Origin of the sequence: Pseudomonas protegens (genome assembly GCF_013407925.2) — a bacterium.
Classification (GTDB): Bacteria; Pseudomonadota; Gammaproteobacteria; order Pseudomonadales; family Pseudomonadaceae; genus Aquipseudomonas; species Aquipseudomonas fluorescens_AP.
Genome location: NZ_CP060201.1, coordinates 2059906 through 2086707 on the forward strand (window position 1 = coordinate 2059906; position 26802 = coordinate 2086707).

Consider the following 26802-nt stretch of genomic DNA (forward strand, 5'->3'; position numbering starts at 1 on the left):
GGATCTACCCATGACCCGCTCATTACGTGTGTTCTACATCGCCCTGTTCCTGCTGACCCTGCTGGTGCTGGGGCTGTGGTCGGTGCGCAGCTTCTTCGATTTGCGCACCAACAACGACGCCACCGTGCTCAACGGGCGCTGGGCCAAGGCGGTGGAAACCCACTACGACGACCAGTTCCCGATCAAGCGTCTGGGCACCAACCTGTGGGCCGCCCTGGACTTCAAGCTGTTCAACGAAGGCCGCCCCGGGGTGGTGCTGGGCCGCGACCAGTGGCTGTACAGCGATGAAGAGTTCAACCCGGTGGTCAACGAGGAGCTCAATCTGCAGGGCAATTACGCCCTGGTGGAAGGCGTGCGCCAGACCTTGAAGGCGCACGGGGTGAAACTGGTGATGGCCATCGTCCCGGCCAAGGCCCGGCTGTATCCGGAACACCTGGACGAAGTGCGCCCGGCACGGATCCACGCCAACCTCTACCAGGACTTCCACGCCCGGGTCGCCGCCGACAAGATTCTCGCCCCCGACCTGCTGGGGCCCCTGCAACAGGCCAAGCAACAGGGCCAGCCAGTGTTCCTGCGCACCGACACCCACTGGACCCCGGCCGGCGCCGAAGTCGTCGCCCGCCAGTTGGCCCAGGCCATTGCCACCAAGGCCCCGCTCAGCGGCCCGCCACAACGTTTCGTCACCGAGACCCAAGAGACGGTGAAGCACCAGGGCGACCTGCGGCGCTTCCTGCCCCTGGACCCGCTGTTCGACAACCTGATGCCGGCCGCAGAGCCGCTGCAAAAGCGCGTGACCCGCGCCAGCGGGGAACAGCCGGCCGCCGACGATGCGCTGTTCGCCGACCACGAAGTGCCAGTGACCCTGGTGGGCACCAGCTACAGCGCCAACCCCAACTGGAACTTCGTCGGCGCCCTGAAACAGGCCCTGCACAGCGACGTGCTGAGCTACGCCGAAGACGGCCACGGGCCGATCCTGCCGATGCTCAGCTACCTGAAAAGCGACGACTTCAAGAACCACCCGCCCCAGGTACTGATCTGGGAATTCCCTGAACGTTATCTGCCTGTGAACAACGAAATCGGCGACGCCGACCCGCAGTGGGTCGCAGAACTCAAGCAAGCCGGTGCTCGCCAACAGAACCTAGCTGTTAACACCAAATCCGAGACGCCCGACCGGGCGCAAAACTGAAAAAGAGGTAACACTCATGACTTTCATCACTACTCCTCGTCGTCTCGCCCAAGCAATCACCCTGGCTGCCGGCATGAGCGTCCTGTCCCTGTCGGCCTTCGCCGGTGGCGACGCCGCCCTGTACGGCCCCACCGCGCCCAAGGGCTCGACCTTCGTGCGCCTGTACAACGCCAGCAACAGCGAAGTCAGCGCCACGGTGGGCAGCACCAACGTCAATGACGTCGCGCCCCTGGCCAGCAGCGACTTCAGCTTCATGCCCGGCGGTGACTACACCGCCAAGGTGGGCAGCCAGAGCGTGCCGGTGAAACTGGCCGCCGATCACTATTACACCCTGGTCAACAACGCCAGCGGCCAGCCGCAGTTGATCGAAGAACCGCCGTTCAAGAACAAGCAGAAATCCCTGGTGCGGGTGCAGAACCTCAGTGACCAGGCCCTGACCCTGAAGACCGCCGACGGCAAGACCGACGTGGTCAAGGCCGTGGCCGCCAAAGGCCGCGGCGAGCGCGAAATCAACCCGGTGAAGGTCAGCTTCGCCCTGTACGACGGTGAGAAAAAAGTCAGCGACCTCAAGCCCGTGGCCCTGGAGCGCGGCGAAGCGGCGGTGCTCTACGTCACCGGCAACGGCAGCAGCCTGTCGCCGGTCTGGGTGAAACGCCCCGTCTCCACCCGCTAAGACCTGTAGCCGCTGCCGAGGCCCGAGGCTGCGACGCGGTCCGCAGGACCGCCCTCAGGGGCCGCTTCGCAGCCCATCGCAGCCTCGTACCTGGGCAGCGGCTACACCGAGACAAAAACAAGAGTGAAACGACAGAACGCAGTAGCTCTAACCCATACGATGTTTGAAGGAGTAACAACATGATTCCGGTGATCTTGTCAGGTGGTAGCGGCTCACGTCTTTGGCCGCTTTCGCGCAAGCAATTCCCCAAGCAATTCCTCGCCCTGACCGGCGAACACACCCTGTTCCAGCAAACCCTGGAGCGCCTGGTATTCGAAGGCATGGATACCCCGATCGTGGTCTGCAACAAGGACCACCGCTTCATCGTCAACGAGCAACTGGCGGCGCGTAAACTCGAATCCCAGCGCATCCTCATGGAACCCTTCGGCCGCAATACGGCCCCGGCCGTGGCCCTGACCGCGATGATGCTGGTCAACGAAGGCCGCGACGAGCTGATGCTGGTGCTGCCCGCCGACCACGTCCTCGACGACCAGAAAGCCCTGCAACGAGCCCTGGCCCTGGCCACCGTGGCCGCCGAGCGTGGTGAAATGGTGCTGTTCGGCGTCCCGGCGACCAAGCCGGAAACCGGCTATGGCTACATCAAGTCCGCCAACGACGCCCTGCTGCCGGAAGGCATCAGCCGGGTCGCGCAGTTCGTCGAGAAGCCCGACGAAAAACGCGCTAACGAATTCGTCCAGGCCGGCGGCTACTTCTGGAACAGCGGCATGTTCCTGTTCCGCGCCAGCCGCTTCCTCGAAGAACTGAAGAAACACGACCCGGACATCTACGACACCTGCCTCTTGACCCTGGAACGCAGCCAGCAAGACCCGGACACCGTGACCATCGACGAAGCCACCTTCGCCTGCTGCCCGGACAACTCCATCGACTACGCGGTGATGGAAAAGACCCAGCGCGCCTGCGTGGTGCCCCTGAGCGCCGGCTGGAGCGATGTGGGCTGCTGGTCGTCGCTGTGGGACGTGCATGAAAAGGACGCCAACGGCAACGTCAGCAAGGGCGATGTGGTGATCCAGGACAGCAAGAACTGCATGATCCACGGCAACGGCAAACTGGTGTCGGTGATCGGCCTGGAAAACATCGTGGTGGTGGAAACCAAGGACGCCATGATGATTGCCCACAAGGACAAGGTCCAAGGGGTGAAACAGATGGTCAACACCCTCAACGAACAGGGCCGCAGCGAAACCCAGAACCACTGCGAGGTCTACCGCCCGTGGGGTTCCTACGACTCGGTGGACATGGGCGGGCGCTTCCAGGTCAAGCACATCTCGGTCAAGCCGGGGGCCTGCCTGTCGCTGCAGATGCACCACCACCGCGCCGAACACTGGATCGTGGTCAGCGGCACCGCCGAAGTCACCTGTGACGAGAACGTGTTCCTGCTCACCGAGAACCAGTCCACCTACATCCCGATTGCCTCGGTGCATCGCCTGCGCAACCCGGGCAAGATCCCGCTGGAGATCATCGAAGTGCAATCGGGTAGCTATTTGGGTGAGGACGATATCGAGCGCTTTGAAGATATCTACGGCCGCTCCACCCCGGTGGAACGTGGCGTCTCGGTGAAAACCATCGCGCAGTAAGCGCAGCGGCAAGTTTCAAGCGGCAAGCTGCAAGTAAAAGCAGGGAGTCGTGCTAGCAAGACCTTTGTGCTCCCCCTTTCCAGGTGCCTGCGTCCCCTATCCGCAGGCACTTGGACAGGGGGATTTTTGTAGCCGCTGCCGCAGGCTGCGAAAAGGGCCGAAGGACCTTCAGCGATCTCAAGCCCCCTGCGCCCGCTGCGCGGTCGTTCGCAGCCTGCGGCAGCGGCTACAAGAAGCAAAAAAGCGCTGCGTCCCTCCCACGAAGACGCAGCGCCCTTTCGACTCCCTCCATCAAGAAACATCGATCAGGCCTGCAACACCTCTTCCTTCATTCCCAATCCCACGTCATCGATCACCGCCTTGCCCATTTCCGCCAGAAAATGCGCGGCCCAGGCGTAGCGCTCGCCCTGGTCTTCCATGGCCGCATCCAGGGCGAGTTTCTTGGCGTAGTACAGCAGGGTCGACGCGTGCTCCAGCGCCTGCTGCAAAGGCACATCGGCATTGACGCGGAACAGGGACTGATCGGCGTCACCACAGGAACCGAAGGTGACGAAGCCCGAGGTCTTGATAGCGCACATGGTTGAACCTCCCGTATCAAAGTGAGGACTGCCACGTTCGCGACCAAACGAATGGGTGGCAGCCGTGCGTGGATTGGTCGACCGGAGATACAGGAACCCGGCAGGGCCGAAGCCCTTCCACGCACAGCCGCCATTGCACGGAAATGCGGGCGCAAAAAAAGCGCCTGCAATCGTCAAGGGGCGCTGTTGCGCCTGTATCAAGTCGGGCGACCAAACCCGATCACTGCTTTCGCAGCGACGCTCAAAGGCTAGTCCCGGGTTCGATACGGAGCAACGACAAAGGCGTCGCAGTTTATGTCCAAGCCACGGGTGTTGGGAATGTTCAGGATGGCGGCACGCCGTAGCACGCCAGAACAAGCAGGCCATTGCGGCCAACTTTGGATTTGCGAGGATTAGCCACCATCTTGCGCATTCTTTTTCTCAACCGCTGCTGCGATAAGAGGGGCCTTTTTTCTCAATCCTTCGAGGGTAAGCTCCTCCTCCTCATACATTCTGTACCACTCTCGGCGGACTCGGAGTATTCGCTCGTCGTCTCGGATTGGAAGCTTTTCCAAAGTGCTTTTTGCCAGTTCTTTAAATTCATCGGGAATAAGATCAGTAGCCACAAGCTGCATTGATGGAAGTAAAATTTCGAACCATCCTTCACCCACTACGAAGGGGTCTAGGACTAGGGAGGCTTCCTTTTTGTTTTTCGAGGAATTTACCCACCCTTCGACATATCGAAAGTTTGCCCACTCATACGCTAGAGAATTATCTTCTTTCCAACTGACGAAATGATCAACAGTGCCGCTAGGGATATACATTGCTCCAAAGGCACAACGATTCGAAAAACCGTCGGCTAATGCATGGCGAAAAGGTGTCCACTTATCCGTCGGGCGTTCGCAGTTAGGGTTATCCTTTAGCCAAGCCGCTCCAGCTTTTCTGCATCGCTCGTCAAATTTTGACGGCTCCTCGATAGGGTTAGGGATAGGAATCACTTTACCGATCCTTTAGTTTTATTTTTCTCTGTCCACACAATCCAGCGCGGCCAGAAGTGGTCCCCGCCAGGTAGAACGCGAATAAGTTCGTTGTGAATTTTACGTTCTGTATTTAATTTATCAGGTAGATCTGTGAGTTCTCCGCGCATCCATGCCTCGGCAGCTTCAATCGCGCGTTCAGCCTCTACGGATCGTGCTTGTTGCATCCCAAAAGTATCAGATACTAGCCAGTTGACAACGTCACCTTGCTTTGCCCAAACCTCTGGTTCAATCACTGCCTGTCCATCGCTCAAACGAATGTGGAATACAGAGTCTTTTGATTCGTCAAATGCGGGTTCTACCGACGCAAGCACCAAGGGAGAGTGTGTTGCAACGATTAATTGAACCGAAACCTTTTCTCGGGTCATGACTTTCATGACGTCTAAAAGGGCTGGGACAATTCGCCTTTGCCATTGCGGATGAAGGTGGCATTCAATTTCATCAATAAGAAAAATGATTTCTTTTGCAGGCTTTATACCTCTAATTTTGCACGCCCGCTGATGTCCGCTCCAGGTCCATACAATTAGATAGGCCAGAGCAGCAATGCGGCGCATACCAGCTGAAGCATGCGTTAAAGGAACATCTTCGCCATACGGCATTCTAAGGGTCGGGTATAAAGTCTCATCAATTGCCCCTAGGTATCTAGGAGGTCCTGGTTCAAGTTTCTCTAACCCTGAAGGTGATAGGGCATCAAGCGCTTTAGTCAATTCTTTGAAGGTAGTATCTGGCGCTATTTGTTGCCAGCGCACCCAATCAGCAATTAGCCCGTTGCAGATGTTTGTGCCCTTCTCCGACGTTGCGCCGTACCAAACTTCATTTGGTGTAAAATTGAATGCCCGAATCTTCTCTTCTTGTTCTTCCTCTGCGTTGCTCCAGTAGTTCCTGGCAGGGTCCCATGCGGAAAAGCTCCCATCGACACCGGCATAAATAACTACGCCAGGGATTGCAGGTCTCGCTTTTGGTTGTGGCCAGAGACCGTTCTTAAAGAAGATCTCGCCATGTTTATTTCCAGCCGTGACCTTGCTGTATTCAAAACTAATGCTTGGTGTTTTAAATGACTCGCGAGGGGTTGCAACAGAGTCTCTCGCCCAGGTTCGAGTTAACACCCACCAAGCGGTGTCCAAGATGAAGCTTTTTCCTAGGCCGTTATCGCCAGTAATAAAATTTAGTCGTTCAGAAAATTGGATGGGACCTAGCTCGTTGGCCGGACCAACTCCCTTCAGGTGCAAGGACTTCAGCATATGTCTGGTCTCGGAGTGATAGATAGGTAGGGAGTTTAATGCGAAAAAATCTACTCATCTACGATAGATCCCGAAACGGTCTTAATCTTTGGAGAAAACAAACTCAATCGAAGCTGCTGGACGCGGCCGACTACTGATCTCGATATGTAGTGGTCTAATGAAACCGGACACCTTTTTAGGCGAGAATGATCGCCATACAGAGGTGTTCGATGAGCAGACAACGACGTACCTTCCCCCCCGCCTTCAAGCGTGAGGCTGCCAGCTTGGTGCTTGACCAAGGCTACAGCTGCCCTGAGGCTGCCAAGTCCCTCGACGTGGGCGAGACCGCATTACGCCGCTGGGTCGCCCAGTTGCAACTGGAGCGTGGGGGCGTCACGCCCACCGCCAAGGCGCTCACGCCAGAGCAGCAGACGATCCAAGAGCTTCAGGCCCGCATCAACAGGCTGGAGCTTGAGAAGAAAATCTTAAAGGAGGCCACTGCGCTCTTGATGGCCGAGGAGCACGGGCGCAGACGTTGAAGTCGATTCGGCAATTGGCCAAGCACTACCCTGTTCAGCTGTTGTGTTCGCTCTTCGAACTGCCCCGATCTTGTTACTACGCCCATCTGGCTCGGCGGCGTCGTGTCGATGTGTATCGAGTGAGCCTGCGCAGCCGCATCAACGAGCTGTTCAACCAAAGCCGTAGCTCAGCCGGTAGTCGCAGTCTCGTTGCCATGCTTCGCAATGAAGGTATCGAGATCGGACGCGTCAAGGTCAGAGGTTTGATGAAGGAACAGAGTTTGATCAGCAAGCAGCCTGGTTCTCATGCGTACAAGAAGGCCACGGTTGAGCGCCCCGACATTCCCAATGTCCTTAATCGGCAGTTCACCGTGGCAACGCCGAACACAGTTTGGTGCGGTGACATCACCTATATCTGGACGCAGGGCCGATGGCATTACCTGGCCGTCGTCTTGGACTTGTGCAGCCGCAGAGTGGTGGGCTGGGCGATGTCCGCCAAGCCCGATGCTGATCTGGTCATCAAGGCGCTCGACAGGGCTTACCAGATACGAGGCAAGCCGCATGGCGTCCTGTTCCACAGCGACCAGGGTAGCCAATACAGCAGTCGTGGCTTCCGCCAGCGACTATGGCGCTATCGGATGACCCAAAGCATGAGCCGACGGGGAAATTGCTACGACAACGCGCCCATGGAGCGGCTGTTTCGTAGCCTGAAAACAGAGTGGGTGCCGACGGTGGGTTACATGACTACAGCGTTGGCCGAGCGGGACATCGGCCGCTATCTCATGCAGCGGTATAACTGGACAAGGCCGCATCAGCACAACGGTTTCGTACCGCCAGCGGTTGCGGAAGAAAGACGTAATTATGTGTCCGGGAATTGTTGACCACTACAGTCGTATTTATCCATTCAACGGTCTTCCATGCTTGGCCAAGATTTTTTCCAACGAGGCTTTTTCGTCGAAGACCGGTATATCTATGCCTTCCAGTCTTGAACTGCTGACAAAGTTTTTAAGCTTGTTCTTTTCGAAACGCTCATAAGGATCAAACCCAGGACGAGCAGCGCATTTTGACAACAGGGACAAAGCGCCTCTAAGTTCTGCAACATTCCTGGCGCACATCCTGAAGCCGATTCTTTTTGAAACTTCATTGCGCACAACCGGATAGGGCAACGCATCAATAAGCACGCGTTCGCACTCTCGCCCCTCTTCTGCAAGGGCACTCAGGCGCTTTAACTTCAAAGATAAAGAGCTCCAGCCATTTGCCCCTAACTTCAAATGAAGCTGAGTTTCGACAAAGCGTTTGACCTCAAGAAACGTCCCCAGCTTCTTCAGATCGCTGACCTGTGCAGTTTGCAAAATCTGCTGCAGTGATAGGTCCATCATCGCCCCATGATTGATGCCAAAGCCCGGAGATTATACACCTCATAGATCGCCACCACGGGCAGGTCTCGTCCTTGGCACCAGCACTCTTCACCGTCGAAAGTGGAGCCCACCCCTTCAGCTAGCATTCGCCTCGTTCGATGTTTGCAGCCCTGAGAACCTGAACATTTTCCAGTCCCGGTAAAGGTGTTCCAAGAATGGATAGATGCCCCCCGGAGCATGCCAGCTACCTGCTCGGGCGGGCACCAGAGTGGACCACATGATGTCCACTATCGGCATAAATCCGCTTTGACAGACCTTCTGCTGTCCCTAACGCCCCCATCAAAACCTGGCCTGTGGATAACGCCACAACAGCCCTCCTCCATCGCCAACCCCACCTACGCTTAGGTAGGATGTCCCCTCCTTTTCCCCGAGGCTCGCGTCATGTTCATCGGCGTTCTGCTGGTCATTACCTGGCTGATCCTGCTTCTGCGCTACCCCGCCAAAGCCCTGCCCGTGTCCCTGGCCGCCGCGTTCGGCCTGGCCCTGGTGGCGTGCTGGGTGGTCTGGCTGGACAACCGCGAAGCCCAGCAACTGGCGCGCCTGGAGCTGCGCCTGACCTACGCGCCGGAGCACTGCCCCGCCGACCGTCCATTGCAGGTCAAGCTGAACAACGGCAACAAGGTGCCGCTGATCGAGCTGCGCTGGCGGGTCGCGGCCTACGCGCCGGGGGATACGGTCAACCTCGCCGACAACCAGTACAGCGCCCCGCGCTACCGTGGCCCCGGCGAGTTGCAGGCCGGCGCCAACTGGCAGGACTGCTTGCCCCTGCCGCCGCTGCGCCCCGGCTATCGTCCGCAAACCCTGGAGTTTCGCGCCGAGCGTTTACAGGGTAGTTTCTCCGACTGATTCGCCCCTCCCCTCTCCCAGCACAAGGACCGCGCCATGCCCGTCGCGTTGATCACCGGTTGTTCCAGCGGCATCGGCCGCGCCCTGGCGGACACCTTCAAGGGCGCCGGTTTCACGGTACTGGCCACCGCCCGCAAGGCCGAGGACGTCAGCGCTCTGCAAGCCGCCGGTTTCAAGGCCGTGCAACTGGATGTGAATGATGGCCCGGCCCTGAGCACCTTGAGCGAGGAGATCAACCAGCAGTACGGCGGCCTGGATGTGCTGATCAACAATGCCGGCTACGGCGCCATGGGCCCGCTGCTGGATGGCGGCGTGCAAGCCATGCAGCGCCAGTTCGAAACCAACGTATTTTCGGTGGTCGGGGTGACCCGGGCGATGTTCCCGGTGCTGCGCCGCAGTCGCGGCCTGGTGGTGAATATCGGCAGTGTGTCCGGGGTGCTGGTGACGCCGTTTGCCGGTGCCTATTGCGCCTCGAAAGCCGCGGTGCATGCCTTGAGCGATGCCCTGCGCATGGAACTGGCGCCGTTCGGCATCCGGGTCATGGAAGTGCAGCCCGGGGCCATTGCTTCAAGTTTTGCCAAGAATGCCGGGCACGAAGCCGAACAGCTGCTCAACGAACAATCGCCCTGGTGGCCACTGCGCGAGGGCATCCGCTCCCGGGCCAAGGCCTCCCAGGACAAGCCGACCCCGGCCAGCGAATTTGCCGCCGGCTTGCTCAAGGCCGTGCAACAGGACAAGCCGCCACGCCTGCTGCGCCTGGGCAATGGCAGTCGCGCCCTGCCGCTGCTGGCCAACCTGCTGCCCAAGGGGTTGCTGGAGAAGGGACTGATGAAGCGGTTTGGCCTGAGCGCCAAGCTCTGAGCCCCACGCACGCAAGCCATCCAGGGTGTACCGCGAGCCGAGTGCAAACCTTGCGACCGCCTTCGCTGGCAAGCCAGCTCCTACTGCGGTGCGCCTTTGTTCATTCGCCGATCAGGGATCTGCCCCATTGAAATGTCGTAGAGCACTACCGTTGGCCCTGTTCGCCTTGCTGCTGGGCTGCAATGCCTCGTCACCGGACGAAAAACTCAATGCCACCCTGCCGGACCTGAGCCTGGAACAGATCCTGCCCAAGGTCGAAGCCAACCCGTACTGCTCGCCGGAGATGGACAGCGAACGGCTGGTCGGCCTCGGCATCCGACTGATGAATGAGGACAAGGTACTGCATGGCGCAAGCCGCACCTTGCTGGCGAGCAAGGCCATACAAATGGCCCGCGCCTGCCTGATCATGGCCGCCCCCCGCGACACCATGAGCCTGTGCCTCCTGGGCGGGATTGTCGGCTCCAGGCAGAAGGACTATGACAAAAGCGAAGCCTTCAACTACATCGCCTACGCCGCCCAGCACAACGAATCCTGCGCGGAAGCGGGCCTGTACGACATCTACAACCTTGGCAAGCTGGACCAGCCCGCGAACAAGGCATTGGCCATGGCCTGGCTGGAACGCGCCGCCCGGCACGGCGACCAGGACTCGCAACAAGAGATGCTGCGCAGCAACGAACAGGACAATTTCCCGCTGGCCTACGCCTGGGCCCGAACCCTGGATGACGCCCAAGCGCTCGAAGCGCTGAAACGCAAGATGAGCCCTCAGCAGATGGCCGAAGGCGAACAGCACTACACCCGGCTGCTCAGCCAGCTCCCCTCCAAACAGGATCTTGAGCAGGAACTGCGCCAGAACGTCATCCTCCTGGGCACAGGGGATATCTACTACGACTACCCGGAGGTGTTCGCGGGCATGTCGCCTGAGCAACAGCATGCGTTCGTCGCCCAGTTGGTGGACATGCAGGACCGCTACCCGAAGTTCCACACCCGCGGCCAACTGGTGGCCTATGCCTTGATTTCCCGCCTGGTGCAAAGCACCGGGCCGGCCGTGGACCTGTGGCAAGACCCGGCGCTGCAGGCCGTGCTGGAGGACGATGACCTGAGCGTGGAAGACAGCGTGGCCAAGGCCAAAACCCTCCTGGCCAAGCGCACGCCATAACCTGTGCGGCGGGCGCTACGCCTTTAATCGCCCCTGCCGGCGCTTTCGCTGGCAAGCCAGCTCCTACAGAGGCTCGGGGTTGACGATGACGGTGCAGGTGATGCCCGCCGCCAGCAGCACGCCTTCCGGCACTTCATCGATGTGGATGCGCACCGGTACGCGCTGGGCCAGGCGCACCCAGTTGAAGGTCGGGTTGACGTCGGCGATCAGTTCGCGGCTTTCCGGGTTGTCGCGGTCGTAGATGCCGCGGGAAATGCTTTCCACATGGCCCTTGAGCACTTCGCCGCTCATCAGTTGCATGTCGGCCTTATCCCCCACGCGCACATGGGGCAGCTTGGTTTCTTCGAAGAAGCCGTAGACCCAGAACGAGTTCATGTCGACCACCGCCATCTTCGCCTCGCCGATGCGCGCGTAGTCGCCACGGTGCACGTTGAGGTTGGTGACGTAGCCGTCCACCGCCGCCCGCACCTGGGTGCGTTTGAGGTTGAGTTCCGCCGCCTCCAGCTGGGCCTGGGCGTGCTGGTAGTCGGCCAGGGCCGAGTCGGCGATGTTGCCGGCGTCGTCGCGGTTTTCCTTGGAGATCACCAGGTTGTCCAGGTCGGCGCGGCGCCGGGCGTTGACCTTGCGCATCTCCCAGGTGGCCTTCTTCGACGCCACCAGCGCTTGCGCCTGCTTGACCGCGATCTGGTAGTGCTCGGGGTCGATCTGCATCAGCAGGTCGCCCTTGCGCACCAGCTGGTTGTCCTTGACCGGCACGTCCACCACTTCGCCGGTCACATCGGCGGCGACGTTGATGATGTCCGCGCGCACCCGGCCGTCACGGGTCCAGGGGGTGTACATGTAGTGTTCCCACAGGGTGCGGCCGATCCACAGGGCCAGGGCCAGCACGAGCAGGGTGGCGAGCAGGCTGAAAAACTTTTTCATTGCGGGGGTCTCAACGGTAGACAGTGAGCGCCATGGCGCCGAACAGACAGCAGAACAGGCTCAGGCGCAGCAGCGCCGGGTGCCAGAAGAAGCGATACAGGTCATAGCCGGAGATGAACCGGTCCAGGGCCCAGGCCAGGGCCGCGGCGATGAAGAACATCAGGGTCATGGTGGGCATGTAAACGCCGTGGAAGGCGATTTCACGAGGCATGGTCAAGTCCTTGGGGTGCAGGCGCCGTAGGCTTGGCCAGGGCATAGGCCGCCAGCGGCGATTGCGGGTCGAGCAATGAAGTGCGGATGAAGTGCAGGTAGCTCTTGACCCGGCGCAGGGCCGAGGTGTCGAAGTGCGGGGCAAAGGGTTCGTCGGTGGCCTGGACCCGGCTGATGGCGTGGTCCACGGCGATCAGGCCGCGCTCCAGGTTGCTCTGGCTCGGTTGCAGGAACAGCCGCACCAAAGAGCGGCCCATGACCCGGATCGCCTGGCGCCAGGGCTGGGACTCGGCATAGGCCGGGTGCACCGGGAGGATCGCCTGTTCCTTGCGCAACTCGATGATGGCGTGGCCGACTTCCAGCACCACGAACATCCAGCGCAGCAGCTCGCTCTGCACCTTGGGCTGGCCCACCGCCAGGCCATAGGCCTGGTGCAGCAGGTCGCGGGTGCGGCTTTCGAAGCTCGATGCCAGGCCCTTGAGCTTGCCGCTGATGGCGTACACCACCTGGCCGCGCAGGTCCTGCTCCAGGCGGCGCCACAGCCAGCGGCTGTTGGGCGGCAGGATGATCGCCCCCGCCGCGGCGCAGACCAGCATGCCCATGACCATGGCGATGTAGTCGTTGATGAAGGCGTAGGGGTTGTAGACGGTCAGGTTGTCCGGCACCGAACCGGTGCTGAAGAAGATCAGCAAGCCCAGGCCGACCCCGGCGTACTTGGGCCTGGACGCGAGGAACGAACCGAGCACGATCACCGGCGCGAGCATCAGGCACAGCAGCGGGAAACCGTCGATCCAGGGGAACACGAAGAACATTTCGACGAAGCCCACCAGCGCGCCGATAAAGGTCCCGCAGGCCATCTGGAAGGCCATGCGCTTGGGGTTCGGCGTGGCCGCCGAAAGGCCGATGGTGGCGGCGGCGATCAGGGTCATGGTGGCGCCGCTGGGCCAGGCGGTGGCCACCCAGTAGCTGCCCAGCACCACCAGCACAAAGGCCGCGCGGATGCCCGAGGCGGCGCAGGCCAGCCAGTTGGTCTGCGGGGTGTAGGGCTCGTCCCAACGCTCGCGTTCGTGGCGGTGGTCGGCCAGGGACGCGTGGGTCTGGGCGTAGCTGTGCATCTCGTCGACAAAGCGGTAGAGCAGCTCGTAGGCGGTATGGAAATCCAGCTGCTCGGCGTCGCTCGGGCCGCTCTCCTGAAAGGCCGCCCGCAGGCTGCGCACCCGCGCCGGCAGCTCGGCCTTGTAGGCCGCCAGGGCCGTGGCCAGGCGCGCCGCGTCGGGGCTGGTCAGGGCACGGCCGGAGAAACCGTCCAGCAGTTCCGCCAGGTCATAGAGCCCTGGCTTGATCGCCGCCACCACCTGGTCGGCGCCGCTGCTGCGCAGGCGTTCGAGCAACTGGTGCAGGGCGTTGAAGCGCGTGGTGATGCCCATGAATTCGCTGTTCAGGCGGCTCAGGCGACCGTTGCGCCGACGCATGTGCGGGTCTTCGAACACGGTGACGCTGCGCAACCCTTCCAGGCCCACGGCCTCGGCGATGAAGCGCACGTTGCTGCTTTCAAAACTGTCGCGCTGGCTGCGCCCGCGCAGGCCGTCGGTGACGAACAGGGCGAACACCCCGAAGCGCTGGTACAGGGCATTGCGCATGGCGGCGCTGGCGGTTTGCGGCAGGATCGCGGCGCTGACCAGGGTCGAGCAGAGAATCCCCAGGGAGATCTCCAGCACCCGCCACACCGCCGCCATGAAGGCGCCTTCCGGGTGAGCCAGGGCCGGCAGGCCGACCATGGCCGCGGTGTAGCCGGCCAGCACGAAACCATAGGCGCGGAAGTTGCGGTAGCGCGCGGCACCGGCCGAGCAGATACCAACCCAGATCGCCAGGGAACCGAGGAACAGCTCGGTGTTCTGGGCGAACAGGGCGATCAGCGCCACCATCACCGCCGAGCCGGTCAGGGTGCCGAGAAAGCGGTAGAAGCTCTTGGCGAACACCTGGCCGCTCTGCGGCTGCATGACGATGAACACGGTGATCATCGCCGTGCGCGGTTGCGGCAACTCCAGGCGCATGGCCAGCCACAGGGTAAGGAACGCGGCGGCCAGGACCTTGAAGATATAGACCCAGGTCACGCCGTCGCTGCGCGCCCAGTCGAAGAAACCCCGGCGCCATTCAAGGGAGTACAGCCAGCGCAAAGGGGCGGGCAAGGAAGTCATGGGGGCCTGCTTCAGTGGTCGAACACGGCCAGGGCCGCGGGAGTCTTGGGTGCCTCAAGGCGATCCTGCGCGGGGACGTCGCGGCCGGCTTCCAGCCCGCCGCCCAGGGCCGTCACCAGGTCCGCCTGGACCGTCAGGCGCGCGGCCTGCACCTGCTGCTGGATCTGCTGCTGGTGAAACAGCAGGCTCTGGGCATTGAGCACGTTCAGGTAGTCGGTCAGGCCGCGCTGGAAGGCCACGGTGGCGATGTCGTAGGTCTTCTGCGCCGCGGCCACCGACTCGGCGGCGAAGGCTTGCTGCTTGTCCATGGACTCGCGGCGGATCAACTGGTCGGAGATGCTTTTCAGCGCGTCCACCAGGGTCTGGTTGTACCTGGCCACGGCCAGGTCGTAGCCGGCCGCGGCGTCACCCAGTTCCGAGCGCAGGCGCCCGCCGTCGAAGATTGGCAGGCTGATGGCCGGGCCGACGTTGTAGTTGAGCTTCTTGCCGGTGAGGAACTCCAGGGCCCCGCCGCCGGTGGCCATGAAGCCGATGCTGCCCACCAGGTCGACGTTGGGGTAGAAGCCAGCGTGAGCCACATCGATGCCGCGAGCCTGGGCCGCCACTTGCCAGCGGCTGGCGACCACGTCCGGGCGCTGGCCCAGCAGTTCGGCGGGCAGGGCCGAGGGCAGTTTCAGCGCGGCGCCCAGGGACAGGCTTGGCCGCTGCAGTTGCGCGCCCTCTCCCGGGCCCTTGCCGGCCAGGGCCGCTAGTTGGTTGCGAGTCAGGGCGATTTCTTCGTCCAGGGCGTCCAGCTGGCGATGGGTTTCCGGCAGCGGCGCCTCGGCCTGACTGACTTCGAAATGGGTACCCAGGCCGCTGTCCAGGCGCCGTTGCGCCAGTTCGAGAATCTGTTGCTGCTGCTTCAGGGTGGCGGCCACGATATCGCGCTGGGCGAAGTGCAAGGACAGCTGGATATAGCTGCGCACCACGTTGTTCACCAGTTCCAGCTGGGCCTGACGGGCCTCGGCCACACTCATGTGGGCCAGGTCGACGGCGCGCTCGGTGTTGTTGCTCTCCCGGCCCCAGAGGTCCAGGGCATAACTGAAGCCCAGGGCGGCGTTGTTGTCCCAGGTGGTGGTGTTGGCCAGGGCGCCGGGGCCGTAGAACTGATCGGTGGGCCAGTTGTGGCGCTTGAGGGTGGCGTCGCCCTTGATCTGCAACGACTCGGCCGACTCGGCGATACCGGCCAGGGCCTTGGCCTGACGCACCCGGGCGGCGGCCATGGCCAGGCTCGGGCTGCCTTGCAAGGCCAGCTCGATCCAGCGGTTCAGCTGCGGGTCGCCGTAGGCCTGCCACCACTGGGCGCTGGGCCAATGGGCGTCGCGCGCGGCGCTCTTTATCGCCTCGTCGGTGGCCAATGTATTAGCGGGAAGTGTCTTGCCTTGTGGGGCAATGCCTCCGGTTCCGATGCAGCCGCTGATTGCTAACGATAAAGCCCAAACACTGAGGGTCTTGAACCCTCTGCTGATGCGACGCGGCACTGCTGCGAATTCCTGAAGATCGGGGGGGAGTATTTCTCTCGTGGAAGTCGGCCGGCCGGCGCAGCGATACGCCTGCTACACCGCGTTGCGCGGATCGCCGGCACGCCGACTCCTACGGATCGGGGCAATTCTAGGGGGCGGCCGGGGCGGCGATAAGCAGGGATTCCTGTGAATCTTTGTTACCGTAAACGCGATAATCCCTTGGTCGCCTATCCAAGCCCCCGTAACTTCGTGTCACAATTTGCCATCTCCCCAGAGAGCACCCCATGGACACTTTGCAAAACATGCGCGCCTTCAGTTGTGTGGCCGAAGCCGGCAGTTTCACCGCCGCGGCGGTGCAACTGGACACCACCACGGCCAACGTCTCGCGCGCAGTCTCCAATCTTGAGGCTCACCTGCAAACCCGCCTGCTCAACCGCACCACCCGCCGCATCGCCCTGACCGAAGCCGGCAAACGCTACCTGCTGCGCTGCGAGCAGATCCTGGCCTACGTCGAAGAAGCCGAGGCCGAGGCCAGCGACGCCCATGCCCGCCCCGCCGGGCAATTGAAAGTGCACACCATGACCGGCATCGGCCAGCACTTCGTGATCGACGCCATCGCCCGCTACCGCAAGTCGCACCCGGACGTGACCTTCGATCTGACCCTGGCCAACCGCGTGCCGGACCTTCTGGACGAGGGCTACGACGTGTCCATCGTCCTGGCCAGCGAGCTGCCGGATTCGGGGTTCGTCTCCCAGCGCCTGGGGATCACCTACAGCATCGTCTGCGCCTCCCCGGCCTATGTGAAAGCCAACGGCTGCCCGCAAAAACCCAGCGACCTGCTGAACCACGCCTGCCTGCGCCTGGTGAGCCCGGTGATACCGCTTGAGAAGTGGGCCTTCGACGGCCCGGAAGGCCAGGAGATGGTCACCATCAACAGCTCGCCGTTCCTGGTGAACTCCGCCGATGCCATGAAGACCGCGATCATCAGCGGCATGGGCATTGGCGTGCTGCCGGTGTACGCCGCCATCGAAGGCCTGCGCAACGGCACCCTGGTACGCGTGATGCCCCAGTACCGCTCCCAGGAACTGAACCTGTACGCCATCTACCCGTCGCGCCAGTACCTGGATGCCAAGATCAAGACCTGGGTCGAATACCTGCGCGGCTCCCTGCCGGAGATCCTCGCCGCGCACCAGGCGGAACTGGCGGCCTATGAACTGAGCGGCAGCCTGAGCGGCGCACGCCTGGCCACCTGAGCACCGCCCCCTTGAACCGGGGGCCTGTAGCCGCTGTCGAGCCAAGGCGAGGCTGCGCGGGCTCAGCCTGAGCAACTCTCGCCGAACCCTGCAGAGCGGCCACCAGGCCGCCCCCGTTGCAAGCCATCGCAGCCTGCGGCAGCGGCTACAAAAAGCCGGTGGGGAATGTTAGCTTGCTTGGCATTCTCTCCCGCCTGACGAGTCTTCCCGCAATGAAAAAGACGGTACTTGCCTTCAGCCGCATCACCCCCGAGATGACCGAACGCCTGCAACAGGACTTCGAGGTCATCGTCCCCAACCCCAAGCTGGGAGACATCGCCGCGCAGTTCAATGAAGCCCTGCCCCGGGCCCACGGCCTGATCGGCGTCGGCCGCAAGCTGGGGCGCGCACAACTGGAAAACGCCGCGCAGCTGGAAGTGGTATCGAGCATCTCGGTGGGTTACGACAACTATGACCTGGCCTATTTCAACGAACGCGGGCTGATGCTCACCAACACCCCCGACGTGCTCACCGAAAGCACCGCCGACCTGGCCTTCGCCCTGCTCATGAGCAGCGCTCGCCGAGTGACCGAGCTGGATGCCTGGACCAAGGCCGGGCAATGGCAGGCCAGCGTCGGCCCGGCGCTGTTCGGCTGCGATGTGCATGGCAAGACCCTGGGCATCGTCGGCATGGGCAACATCGGCGCGGCCATCGCCCGTCGTGGGCGCCTGGGCTTCGGCATGCCGATCCTCTACAGCGGCAACAGCCGCAAGGCGGCCCTGGAGCAGGAACTGGGGGCGCAGTTTCGCAGCCTGGAGCAGCTGCTGGCGGAGGCGGATTTCGTCTGTCTGGTAGTGCCGTTGAGTGAACAGACCCGACACCTGATCAGCCACCGCGAACTGGCGCTGATGAAGCCCAGCGCGATCCTGGTGAACATTTCCCGGGGCCCGGTGGTGGATGAACCGGCGCTGATCGAAGCCTTGCAGAAGGGCCAGATTCGCGGCGCCGGCCTGGATGTGTACGAAAAAGAGCCGCTGGCGGAGTCGCCGCTGTTCCAACTGAAGAACGCGGTGACCCTGCCGCACATTGGCTCGGCCACCCATGAAACCCGCGACGCCATGGCCAACCGCGCCATGGCCAACCTGCGCAGCGCCCTGCTGGGCGAACGCCCGCAGGACCTGGTCAACCCGCAAGTGTGGAAGGGCTGACCCCCACTGCCTATCACCCCCTGTAGCCGCTGCCGAGCCTGCGAGGCTGCGACAAGGTCCGCAGGACCTTCAGCGATAGCCCGGCAGAATCAGGTCGCCTGGTTTTGCGACGGCTGCGCCGCCGTTCGCAGCCTCGCGAGCTCGGCAGCGGCTACAGAGGCAGGTTTGGGTTTGCGAAACACCAGGACGTTGCCCAGCATCACCAGCACCAGCCCGGCCAGCGCTGGGGCGGTCCACTGGTAGCCTTCGGCAAACGCCGAGACGTTCAGCGCCACCACCGGGAACAGCACCGTGCAATAGGCCGCGCGCTCCGGGCCCATGCGCCCCACCAGGGTCAGGTAGGCGGTGAAGCCGATCACCGAACCCGGTATCACCAGGTACAGCAGCGAGCCGATGTAGCGGGTGCTCCATTCCACGTCGAAGGCGATGCCCTGGGCCAGGCAGTACACCGCCAGCATGGTCGCGCCGTAGGCCATGCCCCAGGCATTGGTGGTCAGAGGCTTGAGCCCGGCTTTCTGCTGCAGGCTGGAGAGCATGTTGCCCGCCGAGAAACACAGGGTGCCGAGCAGAGCCAAGCCCAGGCCCAGCAGGGTTTGCGGGCTGGCGCTATGGCCTGCCAGCTCCGGCCAGAACAGCAGCCCCAACCCCAACAGCCCCAGGCCGCCGCCGAGCAATACATTGCGGGCGATCTTCTGGCCGAAGAACACCCGCGCATTGAGGGCGTTCCACAGGGTCGCGGTGGAAAACACCACCGCCACCAGACCACTGGGGATCCACTGGCTGGCGTGCAGAAAGCACATGAAGTTGATGCAGAACAGGCACAGGCCCTGGGCCAGGCAGATCAGGTGGCCACGACGGTTCATCGGCTGCAGCTTGCGGCTGAGCAGCAGCAGGACGAACAGCACCAGGGCCGCCAGGGCGAAGCGATAGACGATGGACACCGGAATCGCCACCACCCCCAGTTGCAGTTTCAGGGCGATCCAGGTGGTGCCCCAGATCAGCACGGTCAACAGGTACAGCGATAGGTTCATGGCACGACTCCTTTATAAGGCGTGCAGTGTCCCGCCCGCCCGACCTTGGGCGCTTGCATAAACTTGCGCTTTTTATCGGCCCGGGGCTGGCGGCGAAGCGGCGAGGGAGTAGCATGCAAACCACCGGAAACCGGACCCCTTGCCGATTCGAACAGCATGCCCGCACTGGATACCCTGCAAGTCTTCCAAGCCCTCAACCGCTCGCCCCATGCTCGCCTGGAGCACAGCGCCGAGCTCGGTGACGGCTTGTCCGCAGCCTTGTGGAGCAACCATCACGACGCCCAGGAATATGAGGCGCCCGGCCACCACACCCTGTCCTGCTACCTGGCGGGTGGCACCGGCACCTTTCGCCGCGACCAGCCGGGCAGCAAGGGCGGCCCGGGCAAGCTGTGCATCCTGCCCGCCGAGCACCAGTCGGCCTGGGTGATCAACGGCGATATCCGCCTGGCCCATGTGTATTTCAGCCCTGAGCAGTTCGCCCTGGGTTGCGTCACCCTGCTGGACCGCGAGCCGCGGGCCATGCAACTGCGCGAAAGCACCTTTGTCGACGACCCCGAGCAGACCCGGCGCTTTGCGCAACTGGTCCGCCTGAACTGGAACGAGCCCGGCGAGCGCCTGCTCACCAGCAGCCTGGCCCACGAGATGCTCAGCCACGCCCTGCTCAATCAAGTGGGCCTGCGCCAGGGTGCCCGGCTCAAGGGCGGCCTGGCCGCGCACCAGCGCCGCCTGCTGGTGGACTACATCGACAGCCAGCTGGACGCGCCCCTGAGCCTGGGCCAACTGGCGGGGTTGTGCAGCCTTTCCGAATACCACTTCGCCCGCATGTTCCGCGCAAGCTTCGGCCTGCCGCCCCATCAGTACGTCCTGGCCCGGCGCCTGGTCCGGGCCCGCTATCTGTTGCGCCACAGCGCCCTGCCCCTGGGGGAAATCGCCCTGGCCTGCGGCTTCTCCAGCGCCAGCCACTTCACCAACCGCTTTCGCCAGGCCCTGGGTGGAACACCGGGGGACTACCGCCTGGCGTTCCTGCGCTGAGGTCCGGACCAGCCCCAACCCGACTCTGTACGCCCCTCCCGATGCCAAAACCCACACTGGCACGCCTCTATCAGTAATACGACTCAAGTTCCTGAATCAAACAGGACGATTCTTACAAATCAATTAAATAAACCCTACATAAACACCCACAAAAGAGCACTTCCAATAAGTTCTTATATGACAACCCAAAACATAAACGGGTAATTATTTTAAAACTTCAGTTACTGCCTCATTCACAGAGCTGATGGTTCTTGCTTAACGTTCAGCCTAACTTAGTCTTTAGACCTGAAAGCCCAGGCATGACACAAAGTTCCAACACGCCGCCAAACACATCCACCACGTCCAACCACCACTCAGCAGATTTAAAAAAAGCGGCAAAGACTCAACATATCAGCCCCCAATCGCCTTGTTCCTAAAACAACAAAAACAGAGGACGATGAAATGCCTTCAAGACACTTGCAACGACAATGGATCAACCGCTCCAGCCTATTGTGTGCCTTGATGCTGGCCATTCCGGTAAAGGCCGAACTGCTGGACGACAGCAGCGCGCGCCTGGATCTGCGCAACTATTACTTCAACCGGGACTATCGCGAAGGCTCCGCGCCCCCCCGTGAAGAATGGGCACAAGGTCTGCTCTTGCGCCTGGACTCGGGGTTTACCGAGGGCGCCCTGGGTGTCGGTGCCGACGCCATCGGCATGCTCGGCATCAAGCTGGACTCCGCGCCTGGCCGGACCGGCACCGGGCTGCTGAAGGTGGCGCGCGATGGCCGGGCAGAGGATGACTATTGGAAGCTGGCCCTGGCCGGGAAGCTCAAGGCCAGCAAGACCCTGTTCAAGTTCGGCGCACTGGTGCCACCGGTGCTGCCAACCTTGAAACCCAACGACGGCCGCCTGTTTCCGCAGGTTTTCGAAGGCGGGCTGCTGACCTCGAATGAAATCGACAACCTGGAGTTGACCGCCGGGCGCCTGAGCCGGGTCATGCAGCGCAACGCCACGCAGTACACGCCACTGACCTTGAGCCCCTTGAACCGGCGCTTTCAGGGCCAGGGGGCAACGGCGGATCACTTCGACATGGCGGGCGTCGACTATCGGTTCCACAAGCAATGGCTGGCGCGGGTGCATGTCGCGCAACTGGAGGACATCTACCGCCAGCAGGTCTTCACCCTGGTCAACAAGAGTCCCTGGGGCGCGGGGACGTTCAGCAGCGATCTGCGCTTGAGCCTGATGAACGACTACGGCAATGCCAAGGGCGGCAAGATCGACAACCGCGCCCTGCAGGGACTCATTGGCTATGCCTATCAGGGCCACAACCTTGGCCTGGCTTATCAGCGAATGTTGGGAGACACCGGTTATGCCAACATCCTGGGCGCCGATGCCAACTTGATCAACTTGTCGGTACTGGGTGACTTCGCCAATGCCAAGGAACGTTCCTGGGCACTTCGTTATGGCTATGACTTCGCCAGCTTGGGTTTGCCGGGCCTGAGTATCAACAGCCGCTATATATCCGGCAGCCATGCCGAAATTACCGGCACCCGGAAAGTTGGCAAGTCTTGGGAACTGGATAATGAACTTCGATATGTCGTGCAACAAGGACCTTTGAAAGATTTAAACGTGCGCCTGCGCAGTGCCGTATATCGCTCCAACTACACCAAGAACTTCATTCGCGACACTGATGATACGCGGCTGATGCTCAGCTACTCCTGGAATATCAAGTAACACAACAACAAGAGCCGATATAACGGTTCAACCGCCCAGAGGTGCTTTCCACATGCAACGTCTATTGTCGAAAAGTTTGGCCAGCCTGTTGTTTTTAAGCCTGATCAACCCCAGCGAAGCCAAACAAACCACGCCGACGGAAACCGTCCCGGAGTTCCGACCGGGCTACTTGATCGGCTATCTGAAACAGCAGGATCTGCCCAATAGCCTGGCGCTGTTACCGCCACCGCCTGCGGTGGGCACGCCAGCCTTCGCGCTGGACCAGCACATGGCTGAAAAAAGCCAGGCCTTGCGTGGCGGCAAACGCTGGGTCTTGGCCATCAGCGACGCCAACCTGAAGTTCCCCGCCGCCGCGGAGACGTTTTCCTGCGCCCTGGATGCGCCCATCAGCGAACAGCAAACACCTGCGCTGTACAGACTCTTGCGCCGGACCCTGACCGATGCCGGGCTGGCCACCTATGGCGCAAAGCAGCGCTACCAGCGCACCCGGCCCTTCGTCTACAACCAGCAGCCCAGCTGCACCCCGGAAGATGAGGCCAAGCTGGCCGCGGATGGTTCCTACCCATCGGGCCACAGCGCCATCGGCTGGGCCTGGGCGCTGCTGTTGAGCGAACTGGCCCCCGAGCACGGCAACGCGCTCTGGGCCCGTGGCCGGGCCTATTCGGAAAGCCGCATGGTGTGCAACGTGCATTGGTACAGCGACGTGCGTGAGGGCCGCGAAATGGGCGCGGCCACCGTGGCACGCTTGCACACCGACCCGACCTTCCAGGCCGACTTCGCCGTCGCCCGGCAAGAGCTGCTGGCCGTTCGCGCCAAGGGCCTGACCGCCAGCGGCGACTGTGCGGCGCAAGCGCAAGCCCTGGCACTGGGCGTCGACTAGGGCGCCAGGGTGATGACCCTGAAGGTATTGGCGTGAAACAGCGGATCCGGCTTGGGTTCGGCCGGGCTCGCGGCTGGCTGGGTGAAGTCCATGGCCGCCAGATAGACCCGCCGACTGCGCGGGTCGAACGCCATGTTATAGGCCATGGGCTGGGTACTGACGCTGCCCAGGAGCTGGTAGCGGTCGGCATCGAGCTGGGCGATGACGCTGAGGTTGGCGTCCACCCCGCTGGCGATCAGCAAGCGCTGGGCCTGCGGGTCGTAGGCCAGGGCGTTGACGTCGCGGGTGATCGGCAGGCGGGCCTTCAGCGCACCGCTGTCGCGGTCGAGCACCAGCAGCAGCGGCCGCTCACCGCGGCAGGCGACGAACAGCCGCCCGCGCTGTTCATCCTGGGCCAGGGCGCTGGGCCGCTGACAGTCGGGATACTGCCAGCGATCCAGGACCTTGAAGCTGCTGGAGGACAACCGCGCAACGATGCCCTCATCGCGCATTGGCAGAAAGAAACTGCCATCGCCCTTGAGCAGCAAGGGGTCGATCTTCTTCACCGCCAGCTCGTGGGCCGCGGTGATCCGTTCTTCCTTGGGATCGAACACGAACAGGGTCGAACGATCGGCCCGGCGCCCGCTGACGATGATCACCTGCCCGGTGTGCGGCTCGTACACCGCGCTATTGAGGTTGCTCTGAGCCACGGCGATGCGTTTGAGCGGCTTGAGTGTGGATAACTCCACCAGCCCCAGGCTGCCGTCGGTATTGAGCACCAGCAGGCGGTTGAGTTCGGGCACCGCCACCACGCCGTTGGCCCCCTGCGATTGCTCGACGGTGCGCAGCAGACGCTGCTTGTCGACATCGAACACGCTCAGGCCGTTTTCCCGCCGGGCCAGGAACAGGTAGGGCCGGGTCGGGTCCAGGGCGATAAAGCCCCAGCTGCTGCCGGTCCCCGGCAACTGCACGTGCTGCTCGCGGTGGTACAGGCGTTCATCGGCCGGCGCGGCGGCCTGGGCCACGCCGCAAAACGCCAGCAACGCACTCAGGATCAGGGCTCTCATCAGAACTCCAGGGTGCTGGACAAGGACACCTGACGGGCATCCCCCATGGACACGAAGTACTTGCTGGCCGACGAGGTGTAGTAGGTCTTGTCGAACAGGTTCTTCACGTTGAGCTGGAACTTGACCTTCTGCCCTTCGATCCGGGTGTCGTAGGTGGCGAAGGCATCGGCCACGGTGTAGCCCGGCAGGTCGAAGCTGTTGGGCGCATCCCCGGCGCGCTGGCCAACATAGCGAGCCCCGGCGCCGACCCGCAGGCGGTCGCCGCCGAGCAGACTGCCGAAGTCGTAGACCGCCGACAGCGAGCCGCTGTTCTTGGCCACGTTCTGCAGTTGCTTGCCCTTGTACTGGGTGTCCTTGGTCACCTCGGTGTCGGTGTAGGCGTAGCTGCCGATCAGGCTCCACTGATCGCTGAGCTGCCCGGTCAGGTCCAGTTCCAGGCCCTGGGAATGCACTTCACCGGCGACGCTGGTGACCGTCTCGGTGGCGGTGGCCGTGGACACCAGCACATTGCGCTTGGTGATGTCGAACAGCGCCGCGCTGGCGGTGATGCGCCCGGGGATGTCGAGCTTGGCGCCCAGCTCCCAGGACTTGGCTTCCTCCGGGGCGATGGAGCCGTCGAGTACCGCGGTGCCACCGGCCAGTTGGGCGATGCTAGAGTTGGGTTTGAACGACTCGGTGTAGCTGCCGTAGAACGACAGCTGGTCGGTGTAGCGGTACACCAGCCCGGCGCGGGGCACGAACTTCTGCCCGTTGCTGTCGGTGTTGGCGTGGAACGGCCGGCCCTTGCCGGCGTACTGGTCGTATTCCTGGAAGCGCCCGCCGCCCACCAGGATCCACTGGTCGGTGAGGTGGATGGCGTCCTGGAAGAACAGCGAGTCGCTGCGCAGCAGGTCGGTCTGATCGCTGTCCGGGGCGCTGACCGTGGTGCCGGCCACTTCGCGGCCATAGACCGGGTTCAGGTAGTTGAACGTGGTCCGGCTTTTCTGCCGGATCAGGTCGGCGCGGTAGATCTTGCGGTATTCGTCGTCCAGGCCGAACACCAGGTCGTGCTGCATGCCGCCCAGCTGCACCTTGCCTTCCAGGCTCACGGTGGCGTAGCGGTCGGTGGTCAGGGCGCCCTGGGTGCCGTCCATGCTTCGGGTCAGGGTGCCGTTGGCATTCACCGCGGTCAGGCGCACCTGGCTGGCGTCGTAGGTTTCGCGGTTCCAGCTGTAGCCGAAGTGGGCTTTCCAGTCGTCGCTGAGGTCATGATCGACCTCGAAGCGATACAGGTCCGAGCGCCCTTCCATGTTGTTGAACGGCTCGTCCAGGCGCCGGGTGGCCGGAATGTTCAGCGGGTGGTTGGTCTTGGGATCGATGGCCGTGCCGCGGTCGAAGGGGGTGAGGAATTCGCGGTGCTCATAGGCCAGCAGCACCTTGGTGCGCTCGCCGTACCAGGCCAGGGACGGCGCCACCAGGGATTCGCGGTGGGTGCCGAAGTTGCGCCAGTAGTCCTCGTCTTCATGGTCGACGATCAAGCGGTAGGCCAGCCCGGAATCACCAATCGGCCCGGTGGTGTCGAGGCTGCCGCCGCTGCCGTTCTTGCCCGAGCCGTAGCTCGAGCCACGCACGGTCAGGGCCGTGGACGACTGCAGTTCGGGCTTCTTGCTGACCACGTTGACCACGCCGCCCGGGTCCTGGATGCCATACAGCAGCGACGAGGGGCCCTTGAGCACTTCCACCCGCTCCGCCGTGGCGTTCAGGGCCCGGCCCTGCACCACCGGCATGCTGTCGCGCATGATCGAGCCGTTGCGGTTGTCGCCGAAGCCGCGCAGCAGCACCGCGTCCTGGGTGCCACCCAGGGTGTTGGTCTGGGTAATGCCGCTGACATTGGCCAGGGCGTCATCCAGGTTGCGCGGGGTCTGGTCGCGCAGTACCTGGGCCGGGACCACGTTGATGATCTGCGGGATCTCCTGGTTCAGCGCCTGGGAACGGGCCACCGAGGTACTGGCCGGCGGCTGGTAGCTGGTGCTGTCGTCAGGCCCTTGGGTGGTGACTTGGGTCGCCTCCAGGTTCAGCCCGGCGTTGCTCGGCAAGGGTTCCAGGACCAGGGTGCGGGCGTCGCTGCGACGGTAGCCGAAGCCGGAGTTGCCCAGCAGGCGCTGCAAGGCCTGTTCGGCGCTGAACTGGCCGCTGAGGGCCGGCGCCGTCAGCGCATAAGGCGCTTCATCGGTGTAGATCACGCTGATCCCGGTGATCCGGGTGAAGTCGCTGAGGGCCTGGGGCAGCGGCTTGGCCGCGATGGAAAAGTTGAACAGCGCGCTGTGCTGTTCAGCGCCGGCCTGGGCCGCCAAGGCCACGCTCAGCGGCAGCAGCGCCAACCCTGAAACCACCAGCGCCGAAGCGCCGAACCACCGTTTGACCGAAGCGTTTGCCGCCGATTGTGCCCTGGACTTCATGCTTGAGACTCGCGTGTAAAAAAGCCGTGAATGCGAATTAGTCGCACTTTCAAGCACTACACGTAGCTCGAACGCAAAGACCTCACCGGTTTTTTGAAAATATTTTCACGACGGCAACAACGCTCCCCGGCCGATGCCTTCCCTGTAGCCGCTGCCGCGGGCTGCTCGCGGCGGCCTTGAGGTCGCTGGAGGTTGGGCGGGAGGCCGTCAAGCAAGGTCCTGCGGACCTTTTCGCAGCCTCGCAGGCTCGGCAGCGGCTACAAGGGTCGCCAAGCTTCT

Annotated in this window: 23 protein-coding genes; 12 read left to right on the forward strand and 11 right to left on the reverse strand. The window is 62.5% G+C overall.

What is annotated here, in order from left to right; translation table 11 throughout:
• The first annotated feature begins 10 nt into the window (after positions 1-10).
• The 3 genes from GGI48_RS09695 to GGI48_RS09705 all read left to right on the forward strand — a co-directional run bounded on the left by GGI48_RS09695 (position 11) and on the right by GGI48_RS09705 (position 3490).
• On the forward strand, positions 11-1186 hold the full coding sequence (locus tag GGI48_RS09695) for an alginate O-acetyltransferase (RefSeq protein ID WP_179598030.1): 1176 nt from the start codon (positions 11-13) through the stop codon (positions 1184-1186).
• 16 nt (positions 1187-1202) lie between these two features.
• Positions 1203-1859 (forward strand): alginate O-acetyltransferase AlgF, encoded by a 657-nt coding sequence (locus GGI48_RS09700; protein WP_179598032.1) that lies wholly within the window; start codon positions 1203-1205, stop codon positions 1857-1859.
• A 179-nt stretch (positions 1860-2038) separates the two neighbouring features.
• Positions 2039-3490, forward strand: a complete 1452-nt coding sequence (locus GGI48_RS09705; RefSeq protein ID WP_047301870.1) for a mannose-1-phosphate guanylyltransferase/mannose-6-phosphate isomerase — start codon at positions 2039-2041, stop codon at positions 3488-3490.
• A 305-nt stretch (positions 3491-3795) separates the two neighbouring features.
• Here GGI48_RS09705 and GGI48_RS09710 read toward each other — a convergent pair whose 3' ends face one another.
• From GGI48_RS09710 to GGI48_RS09720, 3 genes are all read right to left on the reverse strand, one after another.
• Complete coding sequence (locus GGI48_RS09710) at positions 3796-4068, reverse strand: DUF3077 domain-containing protein (RefSeq protein ID WP_016968509.1); 273 nt, start codon at positions 4066-4068, stop codon at positions 3796-3798.
• A gap of 392 nt (positions 4069-4460) precedes the next feature.
• Entirely contained in the window at positions 4461-5045 is a 585-nt protein-coding gene (locus GGI48_RS09715) for a hypothetical protein (RefSeq protein ID WP_179598034.1), read from the reverse strand.
• Positions 5042-6325, reverse strand: a complete 1284-nt coding sequence (locus tag GGI48_RS09720; protein ID WP_179598036.1) for an AAA family ATPase — start codon at positions 6323-6325, stop codon at positions 5042-5044. The genes GGI48_RS09715 and GGI48_RS09720 overlap by 4 nt, the downstream gene beginning before the upstream one ends.
• A 209-nt stretch (positions 6326-6534) precedes the next feature.
• On the opposite strand from GGI48_RS09720, the gene GGI48_RS09725 reads away from it, so the two are divergent.
• Positions 6535-7703, forward strand: a protein-coding gene (locus GGI48_RS09725) for an IS3 family transposase (protein WP_179598038.1) whose coding sequence is annotated in 2 segments (ribosomal slippage) — positions 6535-6796 and positions 6796-7703 — 1170 coding nt in all. Because the reading frame shifts where the segments join, the coding sequence is not laid out codon by codon here.
• A gap of 15 nt (positions 7704-7718) precedes the next feature.
• On the opposite strand, the gene GGI48_RS09730 is transcribed toward GGI48_RS09725, so the two are convergent.
• Positions 7719-8198, reverse strand: a complete 480-nt coding sequence (locus tag GGI48_RS09730; protein WP_179598040.1) for a YhfG family protein — start codon at positions 8196-8198, stop codon at positions 7719-7721.
• A 423-nt stretch (positions 8199-8621) separates the two neighbouring features.
• On the opposite strand from GGI48_RS09730, the gene GGI48_RS09735 reads away from it, so the two are divergent.
• The 3 genes from GGI48_RS09735 to GGI48_RS09745 all read left to right on the forward strand — a co-directional run bounded on the left by GGI48_RS09735 (position 8622) and on the right by GGI48_RS09745 (position 11103).
• Positions 8622-9086: a multidrug transporter gene (locus tag GGI48_RS09735; RefSeq protein ID WP_179598042.1), complete on the forward strand. Its 465-nt coding sequence runs from the start codon at positions 8622-8624 to the stop codon at positions 9084-9086.
• Positions 9087-9122: 36 nt separating this feature from the next.
• Positions 9123-9947, forward strand: coding sequence for an SDR family oxidoreductase (locus tag GGI48_RS09740; protein WP_047301868.1), 825 nt, complete (start codon positions 9123-9125; stop codon positions 9945-9947).
• Positions 9948-10074: 127 nt separating this feature from the next.
• Positions 10075-11103 (forward strand): sel1 repeat family protein, encoded by a 1029-nt coding sequence (locus GGI48_RS09745; RefSeq protein ID WP_179598044.1) that lies wholly within the window; start codon positions 10075-10077, stop codon positions 11101-11103.
• Between the two features lie 63 nt (positions 11104-11166).
• Here the strand turns inward: GGI48_RS09745 and GGI48_RS09750 are convergent, their stop codons facing one another.
• Genes GGI48_RS09750 through GGI48_RS09765 form a run of 4 tightly spaced genes read right to left on the reverse strand, consistent with a single transcriptional unit; the run spans position 11167 to position 15958 of the window.
• Positions 11167-12027: an HlyD family secretion protein gene (locus tag GGI48_RS09750; protein ID WP_016968504.1), complete on the reverse strand. Its 861-nt coding sequence runs from the start codon at positions 12025-12027 to the stop codon at positions 11167-11169.
• Positions 12028-12037: 10 nt separating this feature from the next.
• Positions 12038-12238 (reverse strand): DUF1656 domain-containing protein, encoded by a 201-nt coding sequence (locus GGI48_RS09755; RefSeq protein ID WP_007930063.1) that lies wholly within the window; start codon positions 12236-12238, stop codon positions 12038-12040.
• Positions 12228-14435 (reverse strand): FUSC family protein, encoded by a 2208-nt coding sequence (locus GGI48_RS09760; RefSeq protein WP_016968503.1) that lies wholly within the window; start codon positions 14433-14435, stop codon positions 12228-12230. Before GGI48_RS09760 ends, GGI48_RS09755 begins: the two co-directional genes overlap by 11 nt.
• Before the next feature lie 11 nt (positions 14436-14446).
• Complete coding sequence (locus GGI48_RS09765) at positions 14447-15958, reverse strand: efflux transporter outer membrane subunit (protein ID WP_016968502.1); 1512 nt, start codon at positions 15956-15958, stop codon at positions 14447-14449.
• Positions 15959-16224: 266 nt separating this feature from the next.
• Between GGI48_RS09765 and GGI48_RS09770 the strand changes: the two genes are divergently transcribed.
• Both GGI48_RS09770 and GGI48_RS09775 read left to right on the forward strand, forming a co-directional pair.
• A complete protein-coding gene (locus GGI48_RS09770; protein ID WP_047301864.1) occupies positions 16225-17193 on the forward strand; it encodes a LysR family transcriptional regulator in 969 nt (322 codons plus the stop codon).
• 212 nt (positions 17194-17405) lie between these two features.
• The gene (locus tag GGI48_RS09775) at positions 17406-18380 is read left to right on the forward strand and encodes a D-glycerate dehydrogenase (RefSeq protein WP_179598046.1); all 975 of its coding nucleotides are present in this window, start codon (positions 17406-17408) and stop codon (positions 18378-18380) included.
• Between the two features lie 89 nt (positions 18381-18469).
• Here GGI48_RS09775 and GGI48_RS09780 read toward each other — a convergent pair whose 3' ends face one another.
• A complete protein-coding gene (locus tag GGI48_RS09780) occupies positions 18470-19411 on the reverse strand; it encodes a DMT family transporter (RefSeq protein WP_047301859.1) in 942 nt (313 codons plus the stop codon).
• 156 nt (positions 19412-19567) lie between these two features.
• Here GGI48_RS09780 and GGI48_RS09785 point away from each other — a divergent pair, with 156 nt between their 5' ends.
• The 3 genes from GGI48_RS09785 (at position 19568) to GGI48_RS09795 (ending at position 23039) form a co-directional block, all read left to right on the forward strand.
• Complete coding sequence (locus GGI48_RS09785) at positions 19568-20443, forward strand: helix-turn-helix transcriptional regulator (RefSeq protein WP_016968498.1); 876 nt, start codon at positions 19568-19570, stop codon at positions 20441-20443.
• Positions 20444-20884: 441 nt separating this feature from the next.
• Entirely contained in the window at positions 20885-22159 is a 1275-nt protein-coding gene (locus GGI48_RS09790) for an OprD family porin (protein ID WP_179598048.1), read from the forward strand.
• 52 nt (positions 22160-22211) lie between these two features.
• On the forward strand, positions 22212-23039 hold the full coding sequence (locus tag GGI48_RS09795; protein WP_179598050.1) for a phosphatase PAP2 family protein: 828 nt from the start codon (positions 22212-22214) through the stop codon (positions 23037-23039).
• Here the strand turns inward: GGI48_RS09795 and GGI48_RS09800 are convergent.
• Together GGI48_RS09800 and GGI48_RS09805 are read right to left on the reverse strand one after the other, a co-directional pair.
• Complete coding sequence (locus GGI48_RS09800; protein ID WP_179598052.1) at positions 23036-24085, reverse strand: hypothetical protein; 1050 nt, start codon at positions 24083-24085, stop codon at positions 23036-23038. The genes GGI48_RS09795 and GGI48_RS09800 overlap by 4 nt on opposite strands.
• On the reverse strand, positions 24085-26523 hold the full coding sequence (locus GGI48_RS09805; RefSeq protein ID WP_179598054.1) for a TonB-dependent siderophore receptor: 2439 nt from the start codon (positions 26521-26523) through the stop codon (positions 24085-24087). The genes GGI48_RS09800 and GGI48_RS09805 overlap by 1 nt, the downstream gene beginning before the upstream one ends.
• Positions 26524-26802 lie beyond the last annotated feature (279 nt).